The organism is Paenibacillus sp. FSL K6-2393, assembly GCF_038002545.1.
In the GTDB taxonomy this organism is placed as follows: domain Bacteria; phylum Bacillota; class Bacilli; order Paenibacillales; family Paenibacillaceae; genus Paenibacillus.
Genome location: NZ_JBBOCU010000001.1, coordinates 1,643,426 through 1,668,404 on the forward strand (window position 1 = coordinate 1,643,426; position 24,979 = coordinate 1,668,404).

23 protein-coding genes are annotated in these 24,979 nt (G+C 47.1%); 16 read left to right on the forward strand and 7 right to left on the reverse strand.

The features are described from left to right. Positions 1-12 precede the first annotated feature (12 nt). A complete protein-coding gene (locus MHI14_RS07150; protein WP_133385842.1) occupies positions 13-240 on the forward strand; it encodes a hypothetical protein in 228 nt (75 codons plus the stop codon). Positions 241-374: 134 nt separating this feature from the next. After that, entirely contained in the window at positions 375-1,604 is a 1,230-nt protein-coding gene (locus MHI14_RS07155) for a DNA glycosylase AlkZ-like family protein (RefSeq protein WP_133385841.1), read from the forward strand. Positions 1,605-1,796: 192 nt separating this feature from the next. Here MHI14_RS07155 and fabV read toward each other — a convergent pair whose 3' ends face one another. Continuing rightward, positions 1,797-2,990, reverse strand: a complete 1,194-nt coding sequence (gene fabV / locus MHI14_RS07160; RefSeq protein ID WP_091027779.1) for an enoyl-ACP reductase FabV — start codon at positions 2,988-2,990, stop codon at positions 1,797-1,799. Between the two features lie 203 nt (positions 2,991-3,193). Here fabV and MHI14_RS07165 point away from each other — a divergent pair, with 203 nt between their 5' ends. The 4 genes from MHI14_RS07165 to MHI14_RS07180 all read left to right on the forward strand — a co-directional run bounded on the left by MHI14_RS07165 (position 3,194) and on the right by MHI14_RS07180 (position 6,818). Continuing rightward, complete coding sequence (locus MHI14_RS07165; protein WP_341130072.1) at positions 3,194-4,474, forward strand: XRE family transcriptional regulator; 1,281 nt, start codon at positions 3,194-3,196, stop codon at positions 4,472-4,474. 280 nt (positions 4,475-4,754) lie between these two features. Next, on the forward strand, positions 4,755-5,159 hold the full coding sequence (locus tag MHI14_RS07170) for a VOC family protein (RefSeq protein ID WP_145150094.1): 405 nt from the start codon (positions 4,755-4,757) through the stop codon (positions 5,157-5,159). Positions 5,160-5,484: 325 nt separating this feature from the next. Continuing rightward, positions 5,485-5,901 carry a hypothetical protein gene (locus MHI14_RS07175; protein WP_341130073.1) on the forward strand — a complete coding sequence of 139 codons (417 nt, stop codon included), beginning with the start codon at positions 5,485-5,487 and terminating at the stop codon, positions 5,899-5,901. Positions 5,902-6,023: 122 nt separating this feature from the next. After that, positions 6,024-6,818, forward strand: coding sequence for a hypothetical protein (locus MHI14_RS07180; protein WP_289392867.1), 795 nt, complete (start codon positions 6,024-6,026; stop codon positions 6,816-6,818). Between the two features lie 99 nt (positions 6,819-6,917). Here the strand turns inward: MHI14_RS07180 and MHI14_RS07185 are convergent, their stop codons facing one another. After that, the gene (locus tag MHI14_RS07185; protein ID WP_341130074.1) at positions 6,918-7,733 is read right to left on the reverse strand and encodes a class I SAM-dependent methyltransferase; all 816 of its coding nucleotides are present in this window, start codon (positions 7,731-7,733) and stop codon (positions 6,918-6,920) included. A gap of 73 nt (positions 7,734-7,806) precedes the next feature. After that, positions 7,807-8,724, reverse strand: a complete 918-nt coding sequence (locus MHI14_RS07190) for a helix-turn-helix transcriptional regulator (protein WP_341130075.1) — start codon at positions 8,722-8,724, stop codon at positions 7,807-7,809. Between the two features lie 112 nt (positions 8,725-8,836). Between MHI14_RS07190 and MHI14_RS07195 the strand changes: the two genes are divergently transcribed. Beyond that, complete coding sequence (locus tag MHI14_RS07195; protein WP_133385838.1) at positions 8,837-10,270, forward strand: glycoside hydrolase family 1 protein; 1,434 nt, start codon at positions 8,837-8,839, stop codon at positions 10,268-10,270. A gap of 162 nt (positions 10,271-10,432) precedes the next feature. On the opposite strand, the gene MHI14_RS07200 is transcribed toward MHI14_RS07195, so the two are convergent. Then, entirely contained in the window at positions 10,433-11,098 is a 666-nt protein-coding gene (locus tag MHI14_RS07200; RefSeq protein ID WP_133386037.1) for a phosphatase PAP2 family protein, read from the reverse strand. Between the two features lie 172 nt (positions 11,099-11,270). Between MHI14_RS07200 and MHI14_RS07205 the strand changes: the two genes are divergently transcribed. Beyond that, positions 11,271-11,840 (forward strand): hypothetical protein, encoded by a 570-nt coding sequence (locus MHI14_RS07205; RefSeq protein ID WP_165980252.1) that lies wholly within the window; start codon positions 11,271-11,273, stop codon positions 11,838-11,840. A 174-nt stretch (positions 11,841-12,014) separates the two neighbouring features. Here the strand turns inward: MHI14_RS07205 and MHI14_RS07210 are convergent, their stop codons facing one another. Together MHI14_RS07210 and MHI14_RS07215 are read right to left on the reverse strand one after the other, a co-directional pair. Continuing rightward, positions 12,015-12,791 (reverse strand): AraC family transcriptional regulator, encoded by a 777-nt coding sequence (locus tag MHI14_RS07210; protein WP_133385836.1) that lies wholly within the window; start codon positions 12,789-12,791, stop codon positions 12,015-12,017. A gap of 19 nt (positions 12,792-12,810) precedes the next feature. Beyond that, positions 12,811-13,392 carry a LysE family translocator gene (locus MHI14_RS07215; protein ID WP_091020334.1) on the reverse strand — a complete coding sequence of 194 codons (582 nt, stop codon included), beginning with the start codon at positions 13,390-13,392 and terminating at the stop codon, positions 12,811-12,813. Positions 13,393-13,598: 206 nt separating this feature from the next. Here MHI14_RS07215 and MHI14_RS07220 point away from each other — a divergent pair, with 206 nt between their 5' ends. The 6 genes from MHI14_RS07220 (at position 13,599) to mmsB (ending at position 22,043) form a co-directional block, all read left to right on the forward strand. Continuing rightward, positions 13,599-14,606: a substrate-binding domain-containing protein gene (locus MHI14_RS07220; RefSeq protein ID WP_133385835.1), complete on the forward strand. Its 1,008-nt coding sequence runs from the start codon at positions 13,599-13,601 to the stop codon at positions 14,604-14,606. A gap of 91 nt (positions 14,607-14,697) precedes the next feature. Beyond that, positions 14,698-16,566 carry a cache domain-containing sensor histidine kinase gene (locus MHI14_RS07225; protein WP_133385834.1) on the forward strand — a complete coding sequence of 623 codons (1,869 nt, stop codon included), beginning with the start codon at positions 14,698-14,700 and terminating at the stop codon, positions 16,564-16,566. Positions 16,567-16,574: 8 nt separating this feature from the next. After that, positions 16,575-17,873: a response regulator transcription factor gene (locus MHI14_RS07230; protein ID WP_430982053.1), complete on the forward strand. Its 1,299-nt coding sequence runs from the start codon at positions 16,575-16,577 to the stop codon at positions 17,871-17,873. A 365-nt stretch (positions 17,874-18,238) separates the two neighbouring features. Beyond that, a complete protein-coding gene (chvE, locus tag MHI14_RS07235) occupies positions 18,239-19,324 on the forward strand; it encodes a multiple monosaccharide ABC transporter substrate-binding protein (RefSeq protein ID WP_341130077.1) in 1,086 nt (361 codons plus the stop codon). A gap of 21 nt (positions 19,325-19,345) precedes the next feature. After that, positions 19,346-20,911 (forward strand): multiple monosaccharide ABC transporter ATP-binding protein, encoded by a 1,566-nt coding sequence (mmsA, locus tag MHI14_RS07240; RefSeq protein ID WP_047844003.1) that lies wholly within the window; start codon positions 19,346-19,348, stop codon positions 20,909-20,911. Next, positions 20,880-22,043: a multiple monosaccharide ABC transporter permease gene (gene mmsB / locus MHI14_RS07245; RefSeq protein WP_036674453.1), complete on the forward strand. Its 1,164-nt coding sequence runs from the start codon at positions 20,880-20,882 to the stop codon at positions 22,041-22,043. Before mmsA ends, mmsB begins: the two co-directional genes overlap by 32 nt. A gap of 67 nt (positions 22,044-22,110) precedes the next feature. Here the strand turns inward: mmsB and mgtE are convergent, their stop codons facing one another. Then, the gene (gene mgtE / locus MHI14_RS07250; protein ID WP_091020324.1) at positions 22,111-23,481 is read right to left on the reverse strand and encodes a magnesium transporter; all 1,371 of its coding nucleotides are present in this window, start codon (positions 23,479-23,481) and stop codon (positions 22,111-22,113) included. Positions 23,482-23,672: 191 nt separating this feature from the next. Here mgtE and MHI14_RS07255 point away from each other — a divergent pair, with 191 nt between their 5' ends. Then, positions 23,673-24,377, forward strand: coding sequence for a DNA alkylation repair protein (locus MHI14_RS07255; RefSeq protein ID WP_341130078.1), 705 nt, complete (start codon positions 23,673-23,675; stop codon positions 24,375-24,377). A gap of 42 nt (positions 24,378-24,419) precedes the next feature. Further along, a complete protein-coding gene (locus MHI14_RS07260) occupies positions 24,420-24,974 on the forward strand; it encodes a methylated-DNA--[protein]-cysteine S-methyltransferase (RefSeq protein ID WP_036617114.1) in 555 nt (184 codons plus the stop codon). Positions 24,975-24,979: the final 5 nt, after the last annotated feature.

The window sequence follows — 24,979 nt, forward strand, 5'->3', positions numbered from 1 at the left end:
GTGTGATCCATTATGGCACGTACACAAACACAAAAAGCATTACGCAAAGCAGAGCGGTCAGGTCAATGGTGCTCGGAACAGAGCCGAAGAGTTAACGGAGATTATGGTGCGTTATCCCAGCATGTACGGCTCATGCCTACGAAGCAGGAAAAATTGCAAAAGGTTAAACACAAGAAGCAGATCATCCAGGATGGTAGTGCTTCTTTTTATTTTGTCTGTGAGGCGCCGATTGCTGGATAAGTAAGACGATAAAATTCTTTCTTTGGTTGGAAAGTAATCATGTGGACTGTTAAAATCATTCTAATGAATTGGACTATAAATCCTTGTATATCTAATGAAGGGAAGAACCTATACATATGACAACAGCGCTGCACATGAATAAAAAAATCGTTCGGCGTTTTTTACTGCAAACGCAAGCTTTACTTGGACGTTGGCCCGCAGTTTCCTTACCTTCAGGACCGGACCAAGTTTTAAGTTTGATTCGCTCCCTCGGTTGCGTGCAGATCGATCCTGTGGCTGCTGTAACTGGAAACCAGCATTTGGTGCTGGGGGCTCGTGATCCTGGTTATACTGCTGACAGCTTAAATACGCTGCTGAGTGATCACAAGGTGTTTGAATATTTTGCAAATGCTGCCTGTGTCATTCCAATCGAGGATTATGCTCTCTTTGAACCTGTGCGTGCCCGATTAAGGGAGCGTCTGGCTCCGTCCCTGCAAGGTCTGGAGAAAACAGTGCAGCATGTGTTACAACGTTTGAAGGAAGAAGGACCTTTACCTTCCAGAGCCTTCCGTGCTGTTGAGCGGGTAAGTGGTTATTGGGACAGTGCAGATGTGCCAAAGACAAAGGATACTACACTTGCTCTGAATTTACTGTTAGACTCCGCTGTGATTCGTGTGGTGGCGAGGCAGGGGAATGAACGTTATTTTCATATTACCGAATCCGGATTGCAACAACAGGGACTTACGATAAAAGAAGACATCGATTTATTTGCCCAGAGACAGGCTCTGCTGGATAAATACATTCATGCGTATCGTGTCGTAGATGCCCGTGATCCCCGACTCGGTTGGCTGAAATCTACAGCGGCTGAACGACGCGCCGATATTGCTGCCCGTGTGTCAGATGGGCGAATGATCCCGCTTAAGGTGGAGGACGTGGTGACGCCTTATTATATACGTGCTGAAGATGAGGATTTGCTGCTGCGCATGGAAAGGGAAGAGCCACACTATGATCCATCAGGCCCGGTCCGTTTCTTGCCACCGCTGGACAACCTATTATGGAGAAGAGAACGTATTGTTGATTTATTCGATTTTCATTATAAATGGGAGATTTATACCCCAGAGGTGAAAAGAACCTACGGTTATTATGCCATGCCTATTCTTCACGGTGATCGGTTGATTGGACGTATGGACCCACGACTTGATCGCAAAACGGGAGTACTTACCGTTCGTTTGTTATCAATGGAAGAGACTGCTCCACCTGTGGAGGAATGGCTTACGGATTTTCGGGAGGGGCTTCAATTCTTTGCGTCCATGCATGGAGCGCGTTCGATCACTATCGAGAAGACGGTACCAAAAGAGCTGAAAAAGCAGCTTAAATCGATTTGATTAGGGGATATACGAAAGAATGTATGGATACGGGAAATTGGAGTTGTTAAGGGGGGGAGGAACTAAAAAGAACAAAAAAATGGAGGAGCCAGAAGGCCCCTCCTTCTTCATTTGATTTTAAAATTAGTTTTAACATGATATCCGCAGTTAGCTCTAACAAAAACCTAAGCTCACGTCCACGCAAAAACTTCTTTAGTTCACCAGATGAGGCATTTCAACGTTGGGATCAACATCTGCTTCATAATCCACACCATCGGTTTCAAAACCAAACAGCTGGAAGAATTCGCGACGGTAACCTTCCAGATCGGACAGATCGTAGATGTTTTCTGTGGTCAACTCGTTCCAGAGCTTCGCCACTTCTTCCTGAACATCAGCTCTCATCTCCCAATCGTCAATACGAATGCGACCTTCAGCGTCGGTTGGAACTTCTCCCCCCGCATACAGGCGATCAGCGAACAAACGTTGCAATTGCTCGATGCAGCCTTCATGCAAGCCTTTTTCTTTCATGACTTTGTACAGTGCTGAGATATACAACGGCACCACTGGAATTGCAGAGCTGGATTGAGTCACCAACGCTTTGGCTACAGTTACGTACGCACGTCCACCTTTGGCACTCAGACGATCATTCAGCTTATGTGCTGTCGCTTCCAGATGATTCTTGGCCTGACCGATGGAACCATCACGATAAATGGCATGGGTAAGTTCAGGGCCGATGTAGGAGAAAGCAATCGTTGTTGCGTCATCCGCAAGAACGCCGCCTTGTTGCAGGGCATCCATCCATAGTTCCCAATCGTCTCCACCCATTACGGTTACCGTCTGACGAATTTCTTCTTCGTTTGCCGGCTCAAGGGTAACGGAGCTGATTTCGCCTGTGTGGAAGTTTACCGTTTTGTTTGTGTAGGATTGTCCGATAGGCTTCAGCACAGAGTTGAATACCTCACCCGTGTTCGGATCGGTACGGCGTGCCGAGGCTACGCTGTATACGACCAGATCTACTTGACCGAGTTCACTGCGAATCAGTTCAACGGTTTTGTCTCTTGTTTCGTTTGCGAATGCATCACCTGTGATGCTGTACGATTTGAGGCCTGCTTCTTCAGCGGCTTTTTCGAATGCAGCGGAGTTGTACCAACCTGCTGACGCTGTACGTTTCTCTGTGGAACTGCTTGGACGATAAATGCCGACCGTATTCGCTCCCGCCCCAAAAGCAGAGACAACACGTGACGCGAGTCCGTATCCAGTGGAAGCACCGATGACGAGCACATTACGGGGTCCTTTCAGCTCAGGCTGGGATTTCACATAATCAATCTGTTCCTGCACTTGCGCAGCGCAACCTACAGGATGGGAAGTGGTACAAATAAAACCACGTGTTCTTGGTTTAATAATCATTTATTTGCATCCTTTCATATTCAGCTCATGTTTCAGCATTTCGATAAAATGCTCTTACACATACTTTCTTATTGTAAAACAATTACCTCGGAAACGGAAACCGTTTCGTTTGATTTCGCCGGAAGGGTGGCGTTATATCTCCAATTTTGCGATGATGTGAATAGAATGTACTCGTTTGTTAGGATAGAAAGGACAGGGATACCATGCTGAAGGAACGCATTGAACTACTAAGCAAAAGAAAACAAATCTCACGTAAAGACCTTGTGGAAGGTCTGGTCACGCAGGCCCACTTTGCCAATATCCTGGCTGATCGTTATCCTCTACCTGAGGACTTGGCAGAAGCCATCGCGGGGCGTCTTGGGGTATCCCCTTCCTATATTCTAAAAGCTGCGGCTCAGGACGAGGAAACACTCGAACGGGCCGAGGCCATCTTCGAACAAATGTCTGTTCCAGCGTCGGCCATATCCGAAGATACGGTGCATGCACTGGCAGATCGGGATGACACGCTGACCGTCGAGCTGACAACGGCCTTGATGAAGGCGGTCTATTATCAGCAATTAAACGATGCAACGGCTCATGAGTATATACATACATCCTACCTTAATTTTTACCTGGAGAAGTACGGTCGTCCAGATGATATTGATCTGCCGCGTCCGTTAGCCAAAGCACTTTTGTTCTATAAAATACAATATTATCGCTCCAAAATGGCCTTTGTGGATGTATTAACTCATGCAACCAGGCTCAGTGAGCTGGCGCTTCCTGGCAGTGAATTCTGGCTGTCTGTGCAAAATATCAAGATGGAAGCTTACATTCAGGTCAAACAGTATGAAGAGGCAAAACAGGTATTTGAGCTTACGATGCGTCATGTCTATGATCAGCGGATGTTCCACCGGTTGTCCGGGTTATATGTGGCATATAGTGGTTATTGTTTCGCAATGGGGCTGGTTCAGGAGGCACTCTCGGCATTAACCATGGCGGAGGCAAACCTCGTGTATGCAGGCAACCAGGGAGATCTGGTGACGGCGATTGCGAACAATCGGATTGTCATGCTGACAATGACATGTGAACTGGATCAGGCACAGGCTGAGATTGAACGATTTGAATCGCTATTGCAGCAGGAAACGGAAGAAACACAGCTCGCGATGCGACCGCTCGTCAGTGTATATCGGTGCGAAGTGGCTCTGGCGCGGAAGAACTGGGGCGTGCTGGCGCAAAGTGTAGATCAACTCTTGAAATGTGCAACCACACGGGACCAGCAGATGAGCGCAACCTTCTACCAGAGCCATCTCGCTCTTGCGCATGGAGATCGCGAAGTTTTCATGGAGCGGGCGCTGGCCTGTTTGCCTTATTTTGAATCCGCGCAGCACGTCATGCGGCTTGAACCGTTATATGAAGGGCTGGCCGTAGTATCCGAGGATCAGCGGAAATACAAGGAAGCAGCCATGTATTATCGGAAGCTGGTATATCTGTTACGCAAAAAATAGACTGGATTAAAAGTAATGCTAGTAATAAAGGGTGTTAATCAGAAGGATAAAAGAAAAAATAGAATTGAGAATGCCCTTCTGATAAGAGTCAATCATGAGTTGGTTGTTTCTTTGAAGCATTAAGGAATAACCCCCAAAAAAATGTTGAATAACGCTACTGACATACCGTTGTCAGTAGCGTTATTTTATCATCAATGAAGTAAACATAAAGGGATGGAAGGCCGATTCTGGCCCAAAAAATGATAGGGTACTTTATCATTAACAGGAAGGATGTTATTTTATGTTTTTTGCTTCTGTACGAATTATTACCGACGACGTGGATCGTCTTGTCGAGTTTTATGAGAAAGTCATGGGTGTTTCGGCGGTACGCCCCGCGCCTGTCTTTGCCGAACTTGTTTTGCCATCGTGCACCCTGGCGATTGGCCACTCCCAGACGGTGCCACTGTTTGGCGTTGGTTCTGCAGTGGCGGCCGACAATCACACTGTCATCCTCGAGTTCCGCGTTCACGATGTCGATGCCGAATACGAGCGTTTGCAGCCGTTTGTGGACGAGTGGGTAAAGGAACCGACCACGATGCCGTGGGGGAATCGTGCTGTGCTGTTCCGTGATCCTGATGGCAATCTCATTAACCTCTTCCAGCCAGTGACCGAGGAAGCGATCAAACGTTTCAGCGGTAGGGGCTGATTCTAGGGGAACAGCTCACTCAGTGAAAAGGTTGAAAAAGTGTGTGTTTTGGAAAACTTATGGGTTAAATCCCGCTGTTTTGGCATGATTTTGTGCATTGCCAAAGCACTTGGCACAAAATATGGCCGTCAATCGTGAAATGAAGATCGGATTAGCAGATCTTTTTTTGCGGAATTAGCATACTTCCTTACCAAAGAAACGATTATCCGGTAATTCAATTGCCGGATTTTTCGTTTTTTTTGTATGCCGCCAGAAGGGTATTCAAGGACAAGCCGCGGTGTTTATAATTTAACTATAATCAAATAAAACAAATGAGGTGTTTATTATGGGATGGTTCGGTAAAAAGAACAAACAGGAAGATGCGATTGCTAAAGCGGATAAAATGATGAATAAAGGACTCACTGGCATGATGATGAAAGGCTTTGTATCGAAAGAACATCGGGAGGCCATCAACCAAAGTCTAGATTCGGCGAAGCAGGCACAGTTGGCAGCGAGTGGTTCTCTGCCTTTAACAGCTACGGCTATGGTGGTGACAATCACCGATACAGGCAAACTGATCAATTTTGATCCGATTGTTGTGCTTGTGTTGGATGTGACAGAAACGAATGGCAACCAGTATCAGCGAACATTGGAGACATTGGTGTCCAAAATGCAGATTCCACGAGTTGGAGATCGGGTGGGATTGGGCCAGAATCCAGCGAATCCGTCCGAACTGATCTACATGGGGTTAATATCCATCTAGAAGATATGTGGTTATAGACAGCGATACTCTATTTAAATAATGCGTATAACAACGATTAATAGATATATTATTAAAGCTTTTGATAGAGATATTAAGAGAAGGATTAAGAGAGGGTGGGTCATATGGTAGGTTTCCTGAGATTGATTGGCGTATTAACGGTGTTCGGAGTGGGGTTCTCCCCATTTCTGGCACAGCAGCTGTGGAACGATCCATTTATGATTATGCAGGCATGGTGGTATACTCCGGCAATCTTTGCCGGGTTTGCACTGATCTTTGTTCCTGCGATTTTGAGCAATATTTTTGGCGTAGGTCGAGTGAAGACAGGTTTACCAGCAGTTGGGGTCATTAAAACTATACAACAGACAGGTACGTATATTAATGAACAGCCTGAGGTTCGATTGGGTCTGACGGTGTCGCGTAAGGGGCGTGAGAAATACGATACCGAGATGAAAGCCGTCATTCCGCTGACATCCATGGCACAGTTTCAGCCGGGCAGTTTTATTCCGTTAGTGGTCTCCGTAAAGGATGAGCGCAAGGTAGGGCTTGATATGAAGGGGCAATTATCACAGGAGGATATGCAGCAATTGTTGGATGAAAAGATGGTACAGCAAGGGGTATCACCTGAAATGATAGACATTGCAAGAACAGGGGAAAAAGCGATGGCCAAGATCCTTGATGTCACTCCACTTGGGAGTGGAGGCAGTAATAAGATCAAGCTTCAGCTCAAACTCAGCATAACAAAGACGAACGGTGAAACCTTCAATGTGACAACGCAAAAAGAGATTTTGTCATCTGCGCTGCCCCAGGTGCAGCAAGGTCATATCATTAACGTCATTTATTCAAGACAAGACCCAACAAAATTGGTGTTGGCATTGAATGTACAGGAGCGACAATTAAGTGACTTGTTCTCCTCCTGATGATGTAGACAAAAGGAGGACCTACAGATCATGTTTATGACGTGTAGGTCCTCCCTATTGCATTTGGTATGTACGAGAGATGCAAGCAACGGACTACTTTCAGACAATACCAAGGCGCATGCGATAAGAAAAGAGTACTTTTCTTGATTCTCCGTTAAATACACGATTAGCCAGCGTTCTGAACTCGTCAGCAGCTGTTAATAAATCATCCGCCCCAAGCTTCAACGCCGTTTGCAGCCCGCCTTGGCTTAGGGCGAGATTGACGTATCGATCGGCAGTGAATGTCTCGTGGTGATGAAACACGATTTCCCGCACATATCGGAACAGACCGGACTCCTGAATCTGCTGCAAATGCCCATCCTTGCTCCATTTATGTGCCTGGCTATCCTGGGGAGCCAGACTGGCTGCTCGTTGATCTGCTTCTTGATTCAGCTGCAGATAGGCTTGTTCTAACTGCCAGTCTAACATTGGTGGCCAGTCGCAATCGTAGGCTGCAAATATGCCCCCTGTGCGAAGTACACGTGCAAACTCGCGTAGTGTGGGTTGCGGCTCCATCCAGTGGAATGATTGGGAGCAGGTAAGCACATCAACACTGCCATCTGGTAGTCCGAGGTCGTGAGACAAGCCGGACACAAACCGCAGGTTATCCGGCTTCCCGGCAGATTTCCACTTGGATTCTGCTACAGACCTCATGTCATCGCTGGGTTCAAAGCCGATAATGCGTTCTGCCTCATTAAGCCAGATCCACGAGGATAAGCCGGTGCCACAGCCAACATCTGCGACCATACGCGGTGTGCTGCCAAGATATGTCGTTAGAATATCCACGACTTCAGTGGGAGCGGCTGGTCGGTTCTGATCGTATAACGTACCAAAACCTTTGAAACGTTCCACATTGTTGCGTCTAATGTCTTGCATGAATAAACCTCCTTGGGTCAGATGGATGACGGAGAGTCAGCTGTGATCAAAAGTTGTATAGGCCTATATTATATCATTCATTGTTGGGAAGTTTGTTCATGACGTTCTGCAAATGTTCAACGGCTTTGATATGACGTCTGAGCAATTCCTGTCCTACATGAACAGGATCGATTACGGTCAGCTCGGAACCAAATGACAGCAGGAAGGAGTAGAGCCATTCCCCTACATTCAGTTCGAGAGACACACGGAGCCTGCCATCAGGCTCTTTTTTAATGAGGGACGGTTCGAAAAAATCATGTACTCGGTATGCAATGGTGCTGGAAAACGAGAGTGTCAAAGGAGTCAGGGCTGGAGCTATCTCTGATTCAGGGTGGGTTGACCCCGCATCAACAGGGTGATCGTGTTTTCTCGTTAGAAAAGTCAATTGGGTGATCCGTTTCATCTTAAATGTCTCGAATTCTCTCCGATCAGGGTCATCATGGATATATCCTTTGAAGTACCATGTACTGTTTTTGAATATAAGTTTCTGTGGCTCCACGGTTGGAATGCTCTTCTCACCATCCGAATTAACATAATGAAACGTAATCAGTTGATTCGTTAATATGGCTTGTTTCACCTGATTGAACAGTTCTCTCTCTTGCAGGGGGATGCTGCCCCATGGTGAGAAATTGAATTCGATCCAATCCAGCTTGTGATCAAACAGGGCGGTCAGCCGTTGCAGCATATGAGCACTATTAAGGTGTGGGATCGCACTGATGCTGTATAGTCCCATCAAAATTTCGTTCTGGTCTTCTTCCGACAACAGGGACTTGTCCATGACATAGTTGTCCATCAGATGGATCCCGCCATGCTTGCCGGTCGTGGTATAGACAGGGATGCCCGCAGCGCTCAGCCGGTCGATATCGCGGTACACCGTACGTACAGAAATCTCGAACATACGGGCGAGTTCGGGTGCAGTGGCTTTCTTTTTCTCCAATAACAACAGCAACATTCGAAATAGTCGGTTATTTTCCATGCTCTGATTATACCATGACAATAGGTGTCAGGGTATGGATGGTACACTGGTTATATAGTCTTGTTGAGATATGAAGGAGGAACTGGTCATGACAATGAAAGAAGGATTTTACTGGGGTGGCGCTACGGCTGCCAATCAATTCGAAGGTGGATGGAACCAGGGTGGCAAGGGGCCAAGCACGTCTGACATGATGACAGGAGGAACCCACACGATTCCACGCCGGATTACGCCTGTACTGGAAGAGGGCACGTATTATCCGAGCCATGAAGCGGTTGATTTTTACGGTCATTACAAAGAAGATATTGCCATGATGGCAGAGATGGGCTTCAAAATGTTCCGCATGTCCATCAACTGGTCCCGAATCTATCCGAACGGTTACGATCTGGAGCCAAACGAAGAGGGATTGCAGTTCTACGATAATGTTTTTGCCGAGTTGAAAAAGTACAATATTGAGCCGCTCGTAACGATCTCCCATTATGAAACACCATTTGGTCTGACACAGAAGTATAATGGCTGGGCTTCCCGTGAAGTCATCGACTGTTATATCCGTTATTGTACAACCCTCTTTAATCGATACAAGGATCAGGTCAAATACTGGCTGACGTTCAACGAAATCAACTGTCTGACGATGCCGATGGGTGCTTATATGGCTGCAGGTATTCTGTTTGAAGGTAAAGAGACACTGGTCGACGGAGTGGATGATCCACAGACTCGTTTCCAGGCATTACATCACCAATTCATTGCGAGTGCCAAAGCGGTGAAGCTGGGACATGAGATTAACCCTGATTTCCAGATCGGCTGTATGGTTGCTTTCATGACAACCTATCCAAACACATGTAACCCGGACGACATGTTGCTTGCACAGAAGAAAGACCAAATCTCCAATATGATCTGCGGTGATGTACAGGTTCGTGGAGCATATCCTGGATTCGCCAAACGTTTCTTCGCCGAAGAAGGTATCCAAATTGAGATGCAACCGGGAGACGAACAGACCCTGCGTGAAGGCTGCGTAGACTTCTATTCCTTCAGTTATTATATGTCTTTGGTTGAAAGTGCGGACGAGTCCCTCGAGAGAGCAGAAGGTAATCTGCTGGGCGGTATCAAAAATCCATATCTCGAAGCTTCCGACTGGGGTTGGCAGATTGATCCAAAAGGACTGCGTTACACACTGAATCATCTGTATGATCGTTATCAGATTCCATTGATGGTGGTTGAGAACGGTCTGGGTGCTGTCGATGTGGTAGAGGAAGACGGCACCATTCAAGATGACTATCGCATTGATTATTTGAAAGGTCACATTGAGCAGATGAAAGAAGCGGTAGCTGACGGCGTAGATCTGATTGCCTACACCATGTGGGGATGTATCGACCTGGTTAGTGCATCCACTGGAGAGATGAAGAAGCGTTATGGCTTCATTCATGTCAACAAGGACAACGACGGTAACGGAGACTTAAGCAGAACACCGAAGAAGAGTTTCCACTGGTACAAAAAAGTCATCGAATCCAATGGTGAAGAGTTATAAATTGGTGTAAAAAAACTGATCCGTCTATTCGCTTAAATGGGACAAGCGGATCCATGTATCCTGAACGAGTTCAGGACTACTATATATGAATATAAAAATACCCGGCTATCCTTCAGTTAAGGAAAGCCGGGTATTTCTTTGTGTAGTACAATAGCGGGCCGCCTAGGCTAGCCTTCTGCTTTGCAGTTGCGACATGCGCTCCAAATGCCGCCGATAAAACCATATGCATGTGGAGAGCCAGCAACCACTCAAGAAGTATCCGCCTACGATATCACTTGGATAATGGACCCCCAAGTAGATACGACTTATACCAATGGTCAGTATAAATACGGCGCTGGCCACAATCATCAGCACACGTCCGGTGACGGTGGGTACATGTTTCCAGATTAGAAATGCCAGTCCACCGTACAGGCTAAATGCTGCCATGGAATGCCCACTGGGGAAGCTGTAACCACTCACTTCAATGATCCGGTTAATGGTAGGTCTGGCACGCTGGAATACCAGCTTGAGCAATGCATTTAACAGGGTTGAACCTGCGAGCACACAAGCCAGGAAGAGCAGTTCGCGTTTGTGTCGCAGGTAAACGTATAACACAATCATGGCGATGATGGTAATGAAGACCACTGGCATTTCGCTGCCGATCCAGGTAAAAAGGTGCATGAATTGTGTCATACCAGGGGATTCCAACCCCTGAATCCAGCCGATCAGCGTATCATCAAATCGATGAATCTGGTTGTCGCTGATGGACAGGGCGATGCTTATAAAGGCGATCATGCATAACACTGCAACGAGCAGCGAGAATGAAATATTCTTTTTCCAGTTGTGCATCAAATGTTGAGTTCCTCCGTGATCGTTGATTTCGTATGTTGTGTCCTTGCGTATGTCGGACATAACGATATTTATATTATGCTATAATTTTACAATAAATATAGCAGCAATAAAAATATGTAACCTTAACAACGCTTATTTAAGCAGAGAATGTAGGAGGGGAGCAGTCGGAATGAAACGATGGTTGGTGATGTGCATGTTGATCTTACTGTTGGTTACGTCTGGGTTAGCTCTATTTCCCGGAGAGAAAGTGTATGCTTGCAGTTGTGTCGAGAGTGATGTTCAAAAGAGATTGGAAACGTATACCACGGTATTTACAGGAAAAGTAGTGAAGAAAGGCGGATCGCAGCTATACCGGTATAATGGCGTAAGAGAGTATACCTTTGATGTAGATTCTGCATGGAAGGGAGTCAGTGCCAAAAAGATGAAAATTGTGGGGAAGGACGGTGGGTCTGACTCCTGTGGCATTCAATTTGAAAAGAATCAGTCCTACCTGATCTTTGCCAGTCTGGATGAACGAGACAACAGGCTGCATACGAATCTGTGCAGTGGCAATGTTCCTGTTGAACAAGCCGGGGACGATCTGAAATTGCTTGGCGCGGGCAAGGTTGTAAGTAAAGAAGATTTTGGAGAAACAAATGATGGGCGAAGTGAATATTACCTGCTTATTTTATACGGTGGAGTCATTTTATTGGCAGCGTTGGCAATCGTGTGGATATGGAAACGAAAGAAAAGAATCTGATTGCAGGTCTAATGAAATTTGAAAGTTGGATTGTATAACATAAGGTTTGTATGACAAAAAAAGAAACTAATCCCCGTACAGAGTGTTAAGGTACATTAACGTTCTATACGGGGATTTTCAGGATTGGCGTCAAAATTGTATCCAATTGGAGCAGGGACTATCGATCTTATGAAACTAGTTTAGCTGCAACATGTATTCATAAGCTGTGACGCCAAATACCCGTTTGAAATGCCTATTCAGATGGGTCAGATCCACGAATCCGCAATCGGCAACAGCAGCATAGACGTCCTTCTGCATTTCGATGGATTGACGGGCACGCTCCACCTTGCAGTTTAAGAAAAACTGGTAAGGGGATATGCCTGCGTGTGCCTTAAACTCACGGATAAATTGAAACTTGGACATGCCAAATTCGGAGCTCAGATTGTCCAGCTTGAGTACATCTTCGGTACTGCAAAACATGATTTCCTTGGCTTTGCGGACCAGGTTGTCCTGAGGCAACCAGAGCTTGGTATCCATCTCCTTCTGAGCCAGAAGGTGGACGAGATCGAAGACCCGTTCGCTGCACTCGGCTTCGTCCTGTCTGAGTTGAACGGCATCGTTCAGCATCAGAATGCTACGTGCAAGCTCGGGATCATAGACGATGGGACTTCCAAAACGCAATTCCTTTTTGCCTATAATCTCCTCAACCAAATCCGCCTTCAAATACAGCATCACATAATCAATGCCAGCCTTATCGTAGGAGCTTCCATCATGGGACTGTTCACGGTTGAATAACATGACACCATTTTGGTGAGACGCCTGATATTGTCCGTCCAGGTTGTATTGTTGAATGCCGCGCAGGGTTACGCCAACCGCATACTCTTCGTGGCAATGTTTTTTGTATGCAAAATCAGTAAAGCTGGCGGATAGTGCCAGCACGTCTTGCGACTTTTTATAGTTAAACCGTTCCATGCAGCACACCTCCCAAGCTTTAGATCAATCCGGATACTATAATGGCTGAGTATAACAAAAAAAGTGCCATGAGAATACTCAGTAATTTTTGGTGGCGATTCAGCAGCGTTCTGAAAACCGTGCCAAAAACAACCCAACTGGAATAAGCCAGAAAACCAATGAACGTAATGAGCAGCACAAACAGAAACGATGAGAAGGAACTTTGATAAAAGGGCAATACATAGCTTGGAATGACCGTGAAAGTAAACAAGACCACCTTTGGATTCACAAATTGCATGATGAAACCGTTCCAGAATCCGGTAACTTGTTTCGGTGCATCCTCGGTGGTACCCATCTTGTAGATCTGGTACGCCAGATACACCATGTACAGACCGCCGACGATCTGCATCACTTTCAGAATTCCGGGCAACACGCCAGCAAGAAGTTGATTAAGAAAAGCTGATGCGGTAAGCAACAGACCAAATGCCAGTGTAGCTCCCCAGACATAACGCATTGTTTTTCGTGCGCCAACGATTTGTGTAGAAGAAAGAATTACGATATTGCTGGGGCCGGGGGTGAATGTAACAACGATGCAGTAGATTAAAAAAGATGCAAGATTCATAATGATGATGCTCTCCTCTGGTTGTAGTCTAGTTCCATGATCATACGTCCAGAGGGAGAAACCATATAGTACATTATTGCAGCAGATACACCATTAACAGCATGCGCTTGTTTTTAAAAAATAAGGGGTGGTTTTCTTTTTGAATGATTGCGTTTACAATTTAGACGATGTACAAGGTGATCAGACCACTTGAGGAAGTGAACGGAATGAAAAAAATACTGCTGGTATACATTTTACTAATCTCAGCCTTTGCATTGTATGTGTTGAGATTCGAATACACCAGTCAGGTAAACAGTTCATGGGAGGACCGGGGGCTGCGCGGCGATATCGGAGAGACGTATATCATGATTACATTCCAGTCCGGGCTGGAGTATTGGAAGAGCCCGCTCAAAGGTTTCGAGGATGCCGCGGATGCACTTGGTGTGACCGTAGAATATCGCGGAGCTACCCGGTATGACGCGAAGGAGCAGACCATGGTAATTGAGCAGGCCATCGCTCGTAAACCTGCGGGTATTGCCATATCTGCAATCGATCCGCAATCGCTAGTTCCAGCGATTAACAAGGCAATCGACGCAGATATCCCTGTTGTATTATTTGACGCGGATGCACCTGGCAGTCAGGCCTATACTTTTCTTGGGACAGATAATTACAAGTCGGGTGTAATGGCCGCCGATAAAATGGCTGAACTGCTGGGTCGTGAGGGAAAGGTCGCGGTTGTAACCTCGCCAGGACAACAAAATCATGAAGAGCGCACAAAGGGCTTCCGCGATACGATCAAGGAAAGATACCCTTCCATGCAGGTCGTTGAAGTTGCAGACGGACACGGTGATGCGATGGTATCCAGAGACGAAACACTGAGAATGATGAAGGAACATCCGGAGCTGGCGGGTATTTTTGTGACTGAAGCTACCGGAGGAGCAGGAGCGGGGGAAGCCGTTCAGACTGCCGGGGACAGACATCCATTGCAGATTATTTCGTTTGATACGAATAAGGATACATTGGACATGATCAAGAATGGTACGATCTCAGCTACCATTGCACAGGGAACCTGGAATATGGGATATTGGTCACTCCAATATTTGTTCCATCTGCATCACCAGTTAACGGTTCCGGCCCCATCCTCATCCGGTGAAAATGCACCGCTTCCCGTGATGGTGGACACAGGGATCTCTGTGGTGACACGCTCGGATGTGGATGATTACTATGCCAAATAACAAGGGAGATTTCAAGAGTCCAAGGCCTTGGAGCAGGAGAGCAATTCTCTCCACTTTCAGGAACGGGATTCGGCGTTTACGCTTGCGTAATATGCCCCTTCGCTACCAGCTGATGCTGCTTTTTCTATTATTCGCCATTGTACCTTCCGTAGGACTTGGGTTGCTTGTGAACTGGACGGTGGAGCGGGTAGTTGAGCGACAGGTTGAAGGGCATACCATGCAACTGATTGGCAAAGTGAATGAAGCTCTGAACAGCAAAATGGAGAATTTGCAGAACATGACCTATCTGATTGCATTTGACCCGGATATTGATGCTTTTATGAACGACAAAGTGCCACTGAATGATGATGCAGGCATCGAACCGATGACCATGGACACCAATGCCGAAACGGAGCAAAATCGGTTATATGGCATCAAACAAACCTTGCAGGGGTTCACAACGTTGTATCCTGAAATCGCCGGGATTGTTCTTGTCAATGGAAGTGGTGACTATATTAGCAACGAGATGTATCCCCGGGCGGAACAGAGCCTGATCCAGGAAAAATGGTATCAAAAAGCTTCGGCCAATCCGGGCATTTTCATGGTATTGGGTCAGCCAAAAGAGCGTAATCTCACGACACATGTACGGTACAAGGACGATGAGATTGTATCGGTTGCACGTTCCATAACGGATGAGGCGTCAGGACGTGTGCGGGGCGTTATTATGATTGATCTTAAACTAAGGTCCGTCTCTCAGGCTGCCCGTAATGTAACCTTGGGGAAATCCGGTTATGTGATGGTGACGGATGCAGAGGGTCAAAGTGTATACAAGCCTGAGCATCCGCTAATAGAACACATTCCCACAGACTGGTTCCCCTCCGGTGAGAGTGGAACGTTTACCGCCGATACAGAAGGTGGAACGTTATTATTCATGTACCAGTCGTCTACCTTTACGGGTTGGAGAACGGTAGGGGTATTTCCCACAAGAGACTCGATCTCGGAAGTGCGCCAGATCCAGTTTTATGTGGTTAGCTTTGTATTTGTGGTGTGTTTGTTTGGCCTGAGCGCCTCTTTATGGTTCTCCCGTTCTATTGCTCAGCCCATTTTCCGGCTCATGTCCTATATGCGCAGGGCGGAGACCGGCAATCTCAGACCAGGCCGCTGGAGCGATCGCGCTGACGAGATTGGCATGCTTGGCAACAGTTATAACCGAATGCTGGCACAGATTAGACAACTGATATCACTAAATGAATTGCGGGAGCGGCAGAAGCGCGACGCTGAAATGCGAAGTTTGCAGGAGCATATCAAACCACACTTTTTGTACAATACCTTGGATACGATTCATTGGATGGCACGCAAAGAGGGTGCAGAAGATGTGTCCGGCATGGTTGGCGCGTTATCTCGATTATTTCGCATAGGGCTTAGTAAAGGACAGGATTACATTCCACTGGACTCCGAGCTTGAGCATATGACCAGCTATCTGCAAATTCAGCAGACACGATACCGCGATCGTCTTCAGTATACATTGAATATTCCAGAGGAACTGCGGGACCTTTTTGTGTTAAAGCTACTGCTTCAGCCCCTGATAGAGAATGCAATCTATCATGGAATCAAGGGCAGGCGTGGGCCGGGACACATTCGGGTGGAGGCCAGATTGGAACATAACAGACTGCTGCTGACCGTTCAGGATAATGGAGCAGGCATGTCCAACGAACGACTGGCCGAGATGCAGCATCTGCTCGAAGCTCCTCTAGCAAGTTTGGAAGCGTCTTCGCCTGGGATGACAGGCAAAAGTTATGGAATGTTGAATGTGCAGGCCCGTCTCCGGCTGTCCTTTGGTGATGAATACGGTATTATGCTGGAGAGCCAGGAAGGTGAAGGAACTAGTGTGACCATCATTCATCCGTTGATGCGAGAGCTCCCGGCAACCAAGCAAATCAATAACGAAGAGAGGCAGGAGAGTGAATGGGAAAATTCATGAAGTTGACCGTGACAAATTCCACTGAAACAGATGAGACATCCGCATCGACCACAGTAACGGAGATTACGCCGGATAGCCATGTGGCGAAGAAATACCGCGTGCTCATCGCTGATGATGAACCGATCATTCGTGAGGGGATTCGGGATGCCATTGACTGGACAACTCTCGGGATGGAGGTTGTTGGTGAAGCGGAAGATGGCGAGGAAGCGCTGGAACGGGCGGCTGACTTGGGTGTGGATATTGTTCTCGTTGATATGAATATGCCATTCCTGAACGGAATCGAACTAATCCGTGCCCTTCAGCAGAAGTGCCCGGGCTGTCGTTACCTGATCATTTCGGGACATGATGAATTTGCATATGCGCAGGAGGCGGTTCGTCTTGGGGTAGAGGATTACATCTTAAAACCTGTGCAAGCAGAACAATTATATGCGGCACTTGAGCGATTGCATCAGCGACTTACTGAAGAACACCAGAGGACGGCATATGTACAACAGGCAGCTCATCAGATTGAACGTAATATCCCGCTGCTTCGCCAGCGATTTATGCTGGAGTGGTTGGAGGGGCAGGCTGAAGGGAGGGATCTGACGGAGCAGCTTGTGTTTTTGCGGTTACCCGCCGTCCCACCTGTGCAGATTGGGGTCGTACGCTGGCCTGCCGCTGAAGCTCGTCAGACGATACTGAGAGAAAATGATCGTCAGTTGTTTCTGTATGCAGTGGAAAATATAATTAGTGAACTACTGGGGGACGTGCCACATGTCCTGTTTCGGGACGTAAGCGGGTTGATCGGCATATGTCTGTGGCAGGAAGCCCCTGAAGAAATAGAGTCCCTTCTGGAACAGCAGATCAGTTCTTGCCTGAATATTGCCATTCATGCTCATGTGGAGACACATGCAGGGACACTGGAAGAAACGCCGGATACGTACCGTCATTGCCGGGAACGGGTATACGGGGAAGTGCAGTTGTCGCCTCTGGTTCGCCGGGCAAGACAACTTATTCACGAAGAATATGCCGAGCGGGAACTGACCCTGGAATCGCTCGCTTCCCGTCTACAAGTATCTGCCGTATATCTTAGTCGTGTGTTGAAGAAAGAGCTGAATGATTCCTTTGTCACGCTTGTCACCCATGCTCGCATTCGCAAGGCTATACAGCTGTTGGACTCAACAACACTTCCGATCCACACCATAGCTGAGCGTGTAGGTTATGACACCCAGCATTATTTCAGCACCGCGTTTAAGAAAACAATGGGTATTTCGCCAGTGCAGTATAGAAAGAACGGGGGAACGGCTTATCATCCTTCTGCGAATTAAATATAATATGTAGCATATGAGGCCAATCAAAAGACTTACCTCAACAGAAATAACCGCAATACTTGATCATTAAGACGTATGATGAAAGAGCTGGATGTGTTCTACTTCGTGTGAAGCGAAGTGGAGCATGTCTTTTTTTTGACTCTGTTATGGTATCTCATGGGTCACACTTGAACTTTAAGCGTTTCCATCAAAAGTTAAATTTTTATAAAAAAGGTTCAAAACGTGCAAAGACCTTACGGCTTCTCCAATGCTACCATTGGTCTCAGACAGGAACACAAAGCAACAGAATGTACCACATGCATTGTAAGCGTTATCTTAGAACTCATTCAGAACCGTATGACGTGAGGAAAGGGGAACTTCATATGAAAAAAGGAGCAATGCTCATCTGGCTTCTGGTGATGACCTTGATGCTCTCGGCCTGCAATCTGGCAGAGAGTGGCCCAGGCAGTAAAGAAAAGGGATATGTCGGTATATCGATGCCAACCAAATCATCAGAACGATGGGTGGGGGACGGGGAGAACATGGTCCGTCTGTTTCAGGAGCAGGGGTACAAAACCGATCTTCAGTATGCTGAGGATGTGGTCGAGAATCAGATTTCACAGATTGAAAACATGATCACCAAGGGTGTGGATGTGATGGTGATTGCATCCGTGGACGGCAACACGCTGACGGATGTAATCAAGAAAGCGCATGACGAAGGAATACAAGTGATCTCGTATGATCGGCTCATTCGCAACACGCCATACTTAACCTATTACGCCACGTTCGACAATTTTAAGGTGGGTGTGCTTCAAGCCTCCTACATCGAACAAAAGCTTGGGCTCAAGGATGGAAAAGGACCGTATAACATTGAGCTGTTTGGCGGCTCCCCAGACGATAATAACGCCTATTTCTTCTTCGACGGTGCGATGTCTGTGCTGAAGCCGTACATCGATTCCGGCAAACTGGTGGTACGCAGCAAGCAGATGACGATGGCCCAGATTGCGACCTTGCGCTGGGACGGTGCATTGGCCCAGTCACGGATGGATAACCTGCTGAGTGCCTATTACTCGGGTGATCATCTGGATGCAGTGTTATCTCCTTATGATGGAATCAGTATTGGTATCATCTCATCCTTGAAAGGGATTGGTTACGGTACTTCGAACAAGCCGCTCCCCGTTATTACAGGACAGGATGCCGAACTTGCCTCGATCAAGTCAATTGTGGCCGGGGAACAGACGCAGACGGTTTTCAAGGATACACGGAAGCTAGCGGAGAAGACGGTAGAGATGGCCAATAGTATTTTGCAAGGAAAACAGGCGGAAGTTAATGACAAAACATCATATAACAACGGAATTAACGTTGTTCCGGCGTATCTCTTGGATCCCATCTCCGTGGATCGTACAAATGTGGAGCAGGATATCGTTGGTACACAGTATTACACGAAGGAAGAAATCGGACTGAAATAATAAATGAAAGGAGCACATTCCATGGCCGGAATCATTCTGGAAATGAAAAACATCACCAAAACCTTTCCTGGCGTCAAAGCGCTGGAAAATGTCAATCTGAAAGTCCGTGAAGGCGAAATTCATTCCATATGTGGTGAAAATGGCGCAGGTAAATCTACGTTGATGAAGGTGCTGAGTGGTGTATATCCACATGGCACGTATGAAGGCGACATTTTATTTCAGGGCAAAAATTGTGAGTTCAAGGATATCAAGCAGAGCGAGGATCTGGGAATCGTTATTATCCATCAGGAGTTGGCCCTGATTCCCTACCTTTCGATCGCGGAAAATATATATCTGGGCAATGAGCGTGCCAGCAGAGGAATTGTCAACTGGAAGGAAACTTTTGTAGGTACAAGGGAGCTGCTCTCGAAGGTGGGATTGAGCGAAAATCCAAACACGCTGGTATCCAGCATCGGGGTAGGCAAGCAGCAACTGGTCGAAATTGCGAAAGCGCTCTCCAAAAAGGTTCGACTGCTTATTTTGGATGAGCCAACCGCTGCGCTGAACGAGGACGACAGTGAAAATCTGCTGCAATTGATGCTGGAATTCAAGAAACAGGGCATCGCCTGTATCCTGATCTCACACAAGCTGAATGAGGTATCCAAGGTATCCGATTCGGTGACTATTTTACGGGATGGCAAGACGATTGAGACGTTGGATATGAAGAAGGAAAAAGTGACGGAGGACCGGATTATTAGCGGAATGGTTGGACGTGATCTCACCAGCCGTTATCCGGAGCGTCATGCAACCATTGGTGAAGTTATCCTTGAAGTAAAGGACTGGACGGTATATCACGAACATCATGCCGAGCGGAAAGTACTGGATCAGATCCATATGAATATCAGACGTGGTGAGATTGTAGGCATTGCTGGGCTGATGGGCGCTGGGCGTACCGAACTTGCCATGAGTATCTTTGGCAAATCCTATGGCCGAAATATTTCGGGTCAACTCATTAAGAATGGTAAACCAATCCACAACAATACCGTCACGGAGGCCATTCAGAACGGCTTTGCTTATGTGACAGAAGACCGCAAGGAATACGGACTCATTCTGATGGATGACATCAAGCGTAATATTTCCTTAACGGGTCTGAGCAAGCTGACGCGAAACGCCGTAGTGAACGAGCGTGAAGAAGTACTGGTAGCGGAAAAGATGAAGAAAAGCATGAACATCAAAGCACCAAGTATTTTGCAGAAGACCGGTAATCTAAGTGGAGGCAACCAGCAAAAAGTGGTGCTCAGCAAATGGATTTTTGCCGGACCAGATATCCTTATCCTGGATGAACCTACCCGCGGTATTGATGTGGGAGCAAAATTCGAAATCTATACGATCATTCATCGGCTTGCTGCTGAAGGCAAGGGCGTACTGGTAATCTCATCCGAGCTTCCGGAGGTTCTTGGCCTGTGTGACCGGATCTATGTGATGAATGCCGGGCGAATCACCGGTGAAGTCAGCCGGGAGCAAGCATCGCAGGAAACGTTGATGAGATATATGACCAAGTCTGGAGGCGGCAAGCATGGAAATGATAACAAAACTGTTCAAAAATAATATCCGTCAATACGGCATGATTATTGCCTTGGTAGTGATTATGCTCTTGTTCGAGGTACTTACAGGCGGGCTGTTGCTCAAGCCGATTAATATTACAAATTTGATTTTGCAGAACAGCTACATTTTGGTGCTGGCGATCGGAATGGTGCTGGTCATCATTACCGGGCATATTGATCTGTCTGTTGGTTCCATTGCAGCCTTTGTGGGTGCCGTTGCCGCGATTATGATGGTTGATTGGCAGCTTCCGGCTTGGCTTGCAGTCATCGCTTCCTTGCTGGTTGGTGCTTTGATCGGTGCATGGCAAGGCTTCTGGATCGCGTATGTGCGAATTCCGGCATTTATCGTAACGTTGGCAGGGATGTTGCTGTTCCGCGGCTTAACGATGATTGTGCTGGAGGGGCAATCGATCTCTCCTTTCCCGGGTGGATTCCAGAAAATAAGCTCGGGTTTCCTGGCAGATATTCAATTCTCAGGCTTCGGTCTGGTATCGATCATTGTTGGTCTTGTGCTCACCGTCTGGTACATTGTCAATGAGCTGCGTGAACGCCGTTCCCAGCGAAAATATGGATTCGAGGTCGTGTCACAGGGACTGTTCTTGCTCAAGTTGATTGTGGTGGCTGTTGTGACGAATCTATTTACGTTTGTACTCGCAAGTTATGCAGGTATTCCGAATATTCTGGTCCTGCTCTTTGTCCTGATCGTTGTGTATTCCTTCGTTATGAATCGTACTGTCATGGGACGACATGTGTATGCGCTTGGAGGTAATGAGAAGGCCGCAGGTCTGTCCGGTGTCAAAACAAAAAAGGTAACCTTCTGGGTTTTCGTGAACATGGGTACGCTTGCCGCGGTATCCGGGTTAATCTTCGCCGCACGTCTGAATGCGGCTACGCCAAGAGCGGGCACCAACTTTGAGCTGGATGCCATTGCGGCCTGTTTCATCGGTGGTGCTTCCGCTTCAGGGGGCATAGGTACGGTATTTGGTGCTATCATCGGTGGTTTGGTTATGGGTGTGCTGAATAACGGGATGTCCCTGATTGGTCTCGGTATTGACTGGCAACAGGGGATTAAGGGATTGGTACTACTGCTCGCTGTAGCGTTTGATATCTATAATAAAAATAAAAGATCAGCGTAACACTGGATAAAATGAAAAAACAGACCTTGATCTCAGGATCAGGTCTGTTTTGCTGTATGCACCTTAGTTACATCAAGGCATCGAGGAAACGTGTGGCGATCCCAAAATAGATAAACAGGGACAAGATATCATTTAATGTGGTGATTAATGGGCCAGAGGCAACAGCCGGGTCGACTTTGAAACGACTAAGTAGAAGCGGGATGCAGGTACCGGTCAGTGTACCAATGACAAGAGTGAGGAACAGAGACACCCCAATAATGGCGCCTAGCAGCCAGTCCCCTTGCCAGAAATAAGCGATGACAGTAATCAGCAATCCACAGACCAAGCCAATCATGGTGCCTACCTTGATCTCCCGACCAATCAGTGCGAGTACGGTGGCTTTGTCGAGCTTGCGTCCGATCAGTCCGCGTACCACAACAGCCAGAGACTGCGTTCCTGTGTTACCGGTCATACCTGCGATCATCGGCATGAAAAATGCCAATGCTACAACCTGATTGAGTGTATCCTCGAAGAAATCCACAATACTTCCCGAGATTAGACCAATTAATAGAAGCAAGATGAGCCAGGGAAGCCTGCGTCTGACGGCCACGAGTGGTTTGGTATCAAAGTCGATATCCTTGCTGCCACCCCCCATCTTGGCCAAATCTTCACTGGCTTCGTCCATAATAATATCGATGACATCATCCATCTGAATGATACCGCATAATCTGTGATTTTCATCTACCACCGGAAGTGCAATGAACTCATAACGCTGTAGAAGCTGTGCTGCTTCTTCCTGGTCCATATCAACCGTTGCATGGATCACCCGCCGGGTCATCAGTTCTTCAACCTGGGTCTTATCGTCAGCCAAGGCAAGGGATCGATAACTCACGACACCGACCAGTTTGCCTTCATTATCGGTTACATAGAGATAACTAGAGGCTGAAATATGCATGGTACCTTGCGATTGTCGTAAGGCTTCCTTGGCTGTCTCATGAGCGAGCAGGGTCCGATATTGATCTGTCATGATGCGTCCTGCCGTTTCCGGCGGATAATTAAGCACGGATCGGATAATGGCAGAGTGGTCCAGATTCATGTTGGACAGCAATTCTTCTCTGCGTTTGGCAGGCAAATCGTGCATGAACCGGATCAGATCACTTTTGTCCATCTGCTGCATGACTTCAAGTGTTCGTTCCGGCCCAAGTCGTTCAAACAGTTGAATCTGTTCGTGCAGCTTCAAGGTCTCGGCGAGATCCGCCAGAGCATCAGGTTTGAACAGGAGCAGAAACCGATTGGTTTCTTCTTCAGGGAACTTTTTATATACAAGTGAGAGGTCGTAGGGATGCAGTTCTTTCACCAATTTATAGAAGTCGGGAAGGTTCCGGGATTGTACATGTTGCACGAGTTGTTCGGTGATCTCCTCCACGGAGAAATCTTTCTTGGTATGAGGTCCGTTCATATCGACACTCCTTTCTATTCGGTCAGCTTCATATTTTTAAACGAAATAGGTTGGCGGTTAAACAAATGGAGAAAAAAAGAGAATATCCAAAATGATATTGTAATCTTGCTCAAACATTCGATATGGGCTTACAAACAGCCGCTGCAAGGATATACTTGTTGTACAGCAACAGACGAGGAGGACATGCGCTAGTGGAAGCAGATATCAGAACACAATTGCTCAGTATGGTTGAGCCGGAGTATCAGAAATTCTCGGCTGCGCTTATTCCCAACATCACGAATGTACTAGGTGTAAGGTTGCCGGCCTTACGAAAAATTGCCAAGCAACTTGCCGCCGGGGACTGGCGCACGTATCTGGAAACGGCAGAGGATGAATATTTTGAAGAAGTGATGTTGCAAGCGATGGTCATTGGACATGTCCAGGCTGATCTGGACGAACTGTTAAAGGCTATTGAAACATTTGTACCGAAGATTGACAACTGGTCGGTGTGTGACAGCTTCTGTGCGGGACTGAAATATACAAAGGTCCATTCGGAGCCGATGTGGGTGTTCTTGCAGCCCTATCTGAGATCAGATCAGGAATATGAAATCCGGTTTGGCGTGGTAATGCTGTTGAATTTTTATCTGAATGAGAGATATATCGATCAGGTTCTAAATGCATTGGATCAGATTAGACACGAGGCGTATTATGTGAAAATGGCAGTTGCTTGGGCCATCTCAATGGCCTATGTGAAACAACCTGAGGTGACTATGCGGTATCTAAAGGATAATACCTTGGACGATTTTACGTATAATAAGGCACTTCAGAAAATCACGGAATCTTATCGCGTTGATCCAGAGAGCAAGCAGATAATCCGCAGTATGAAACGTAAGGTGAAGAAGCAGATTACCTCCTAGTTCTAGCATTAAGCATTCCACCGGGGAGAGGGCGATAAACGGATGAGAAAAAAGTTGATGTACACTACGATGCAGTTGGACGGTCGTCCATGGGTGCTGCTCGCTACGGAACAAGGATTGTGCCGAGTGGTCATGCCCAACGAAACACTGGAGGACTGGAACGGCTGGATACAGAAAGTTGCACCTGGCGTGGAACTGGAAGAGAACGAGGATGCTCTGAAACAAACAGGTATGATGGACTGGTTACAGTCCTATTTTGCAGGGGAACCGATGGCTTATACAGATGCGATCCCACTGGACTTGATCGGAACGAACTTCCAGCAGGAGGTATGGAGAGAGCTAGGGCGTGTGCCTTATGGTGAAATTCGGACCTATGGTGATATAGCTGCTGCGATTGGAAGACCTTCGGCTGTGCGAGCGGTTGGGGCTGCAAATGGAGCCAATCCAATTCCAGTATTGTTACCCTGCCACCGTATTATTGGGGCTAATCGCAAGCTGACAGGGTTCCGCGGAGGTTTGGAGATGAAGCGCAGACTGCTGGATATCGAACAGATTGAAGGTGTGACCGATGGAGGGCATGCGCGGTTTCATTTTTAATGGAA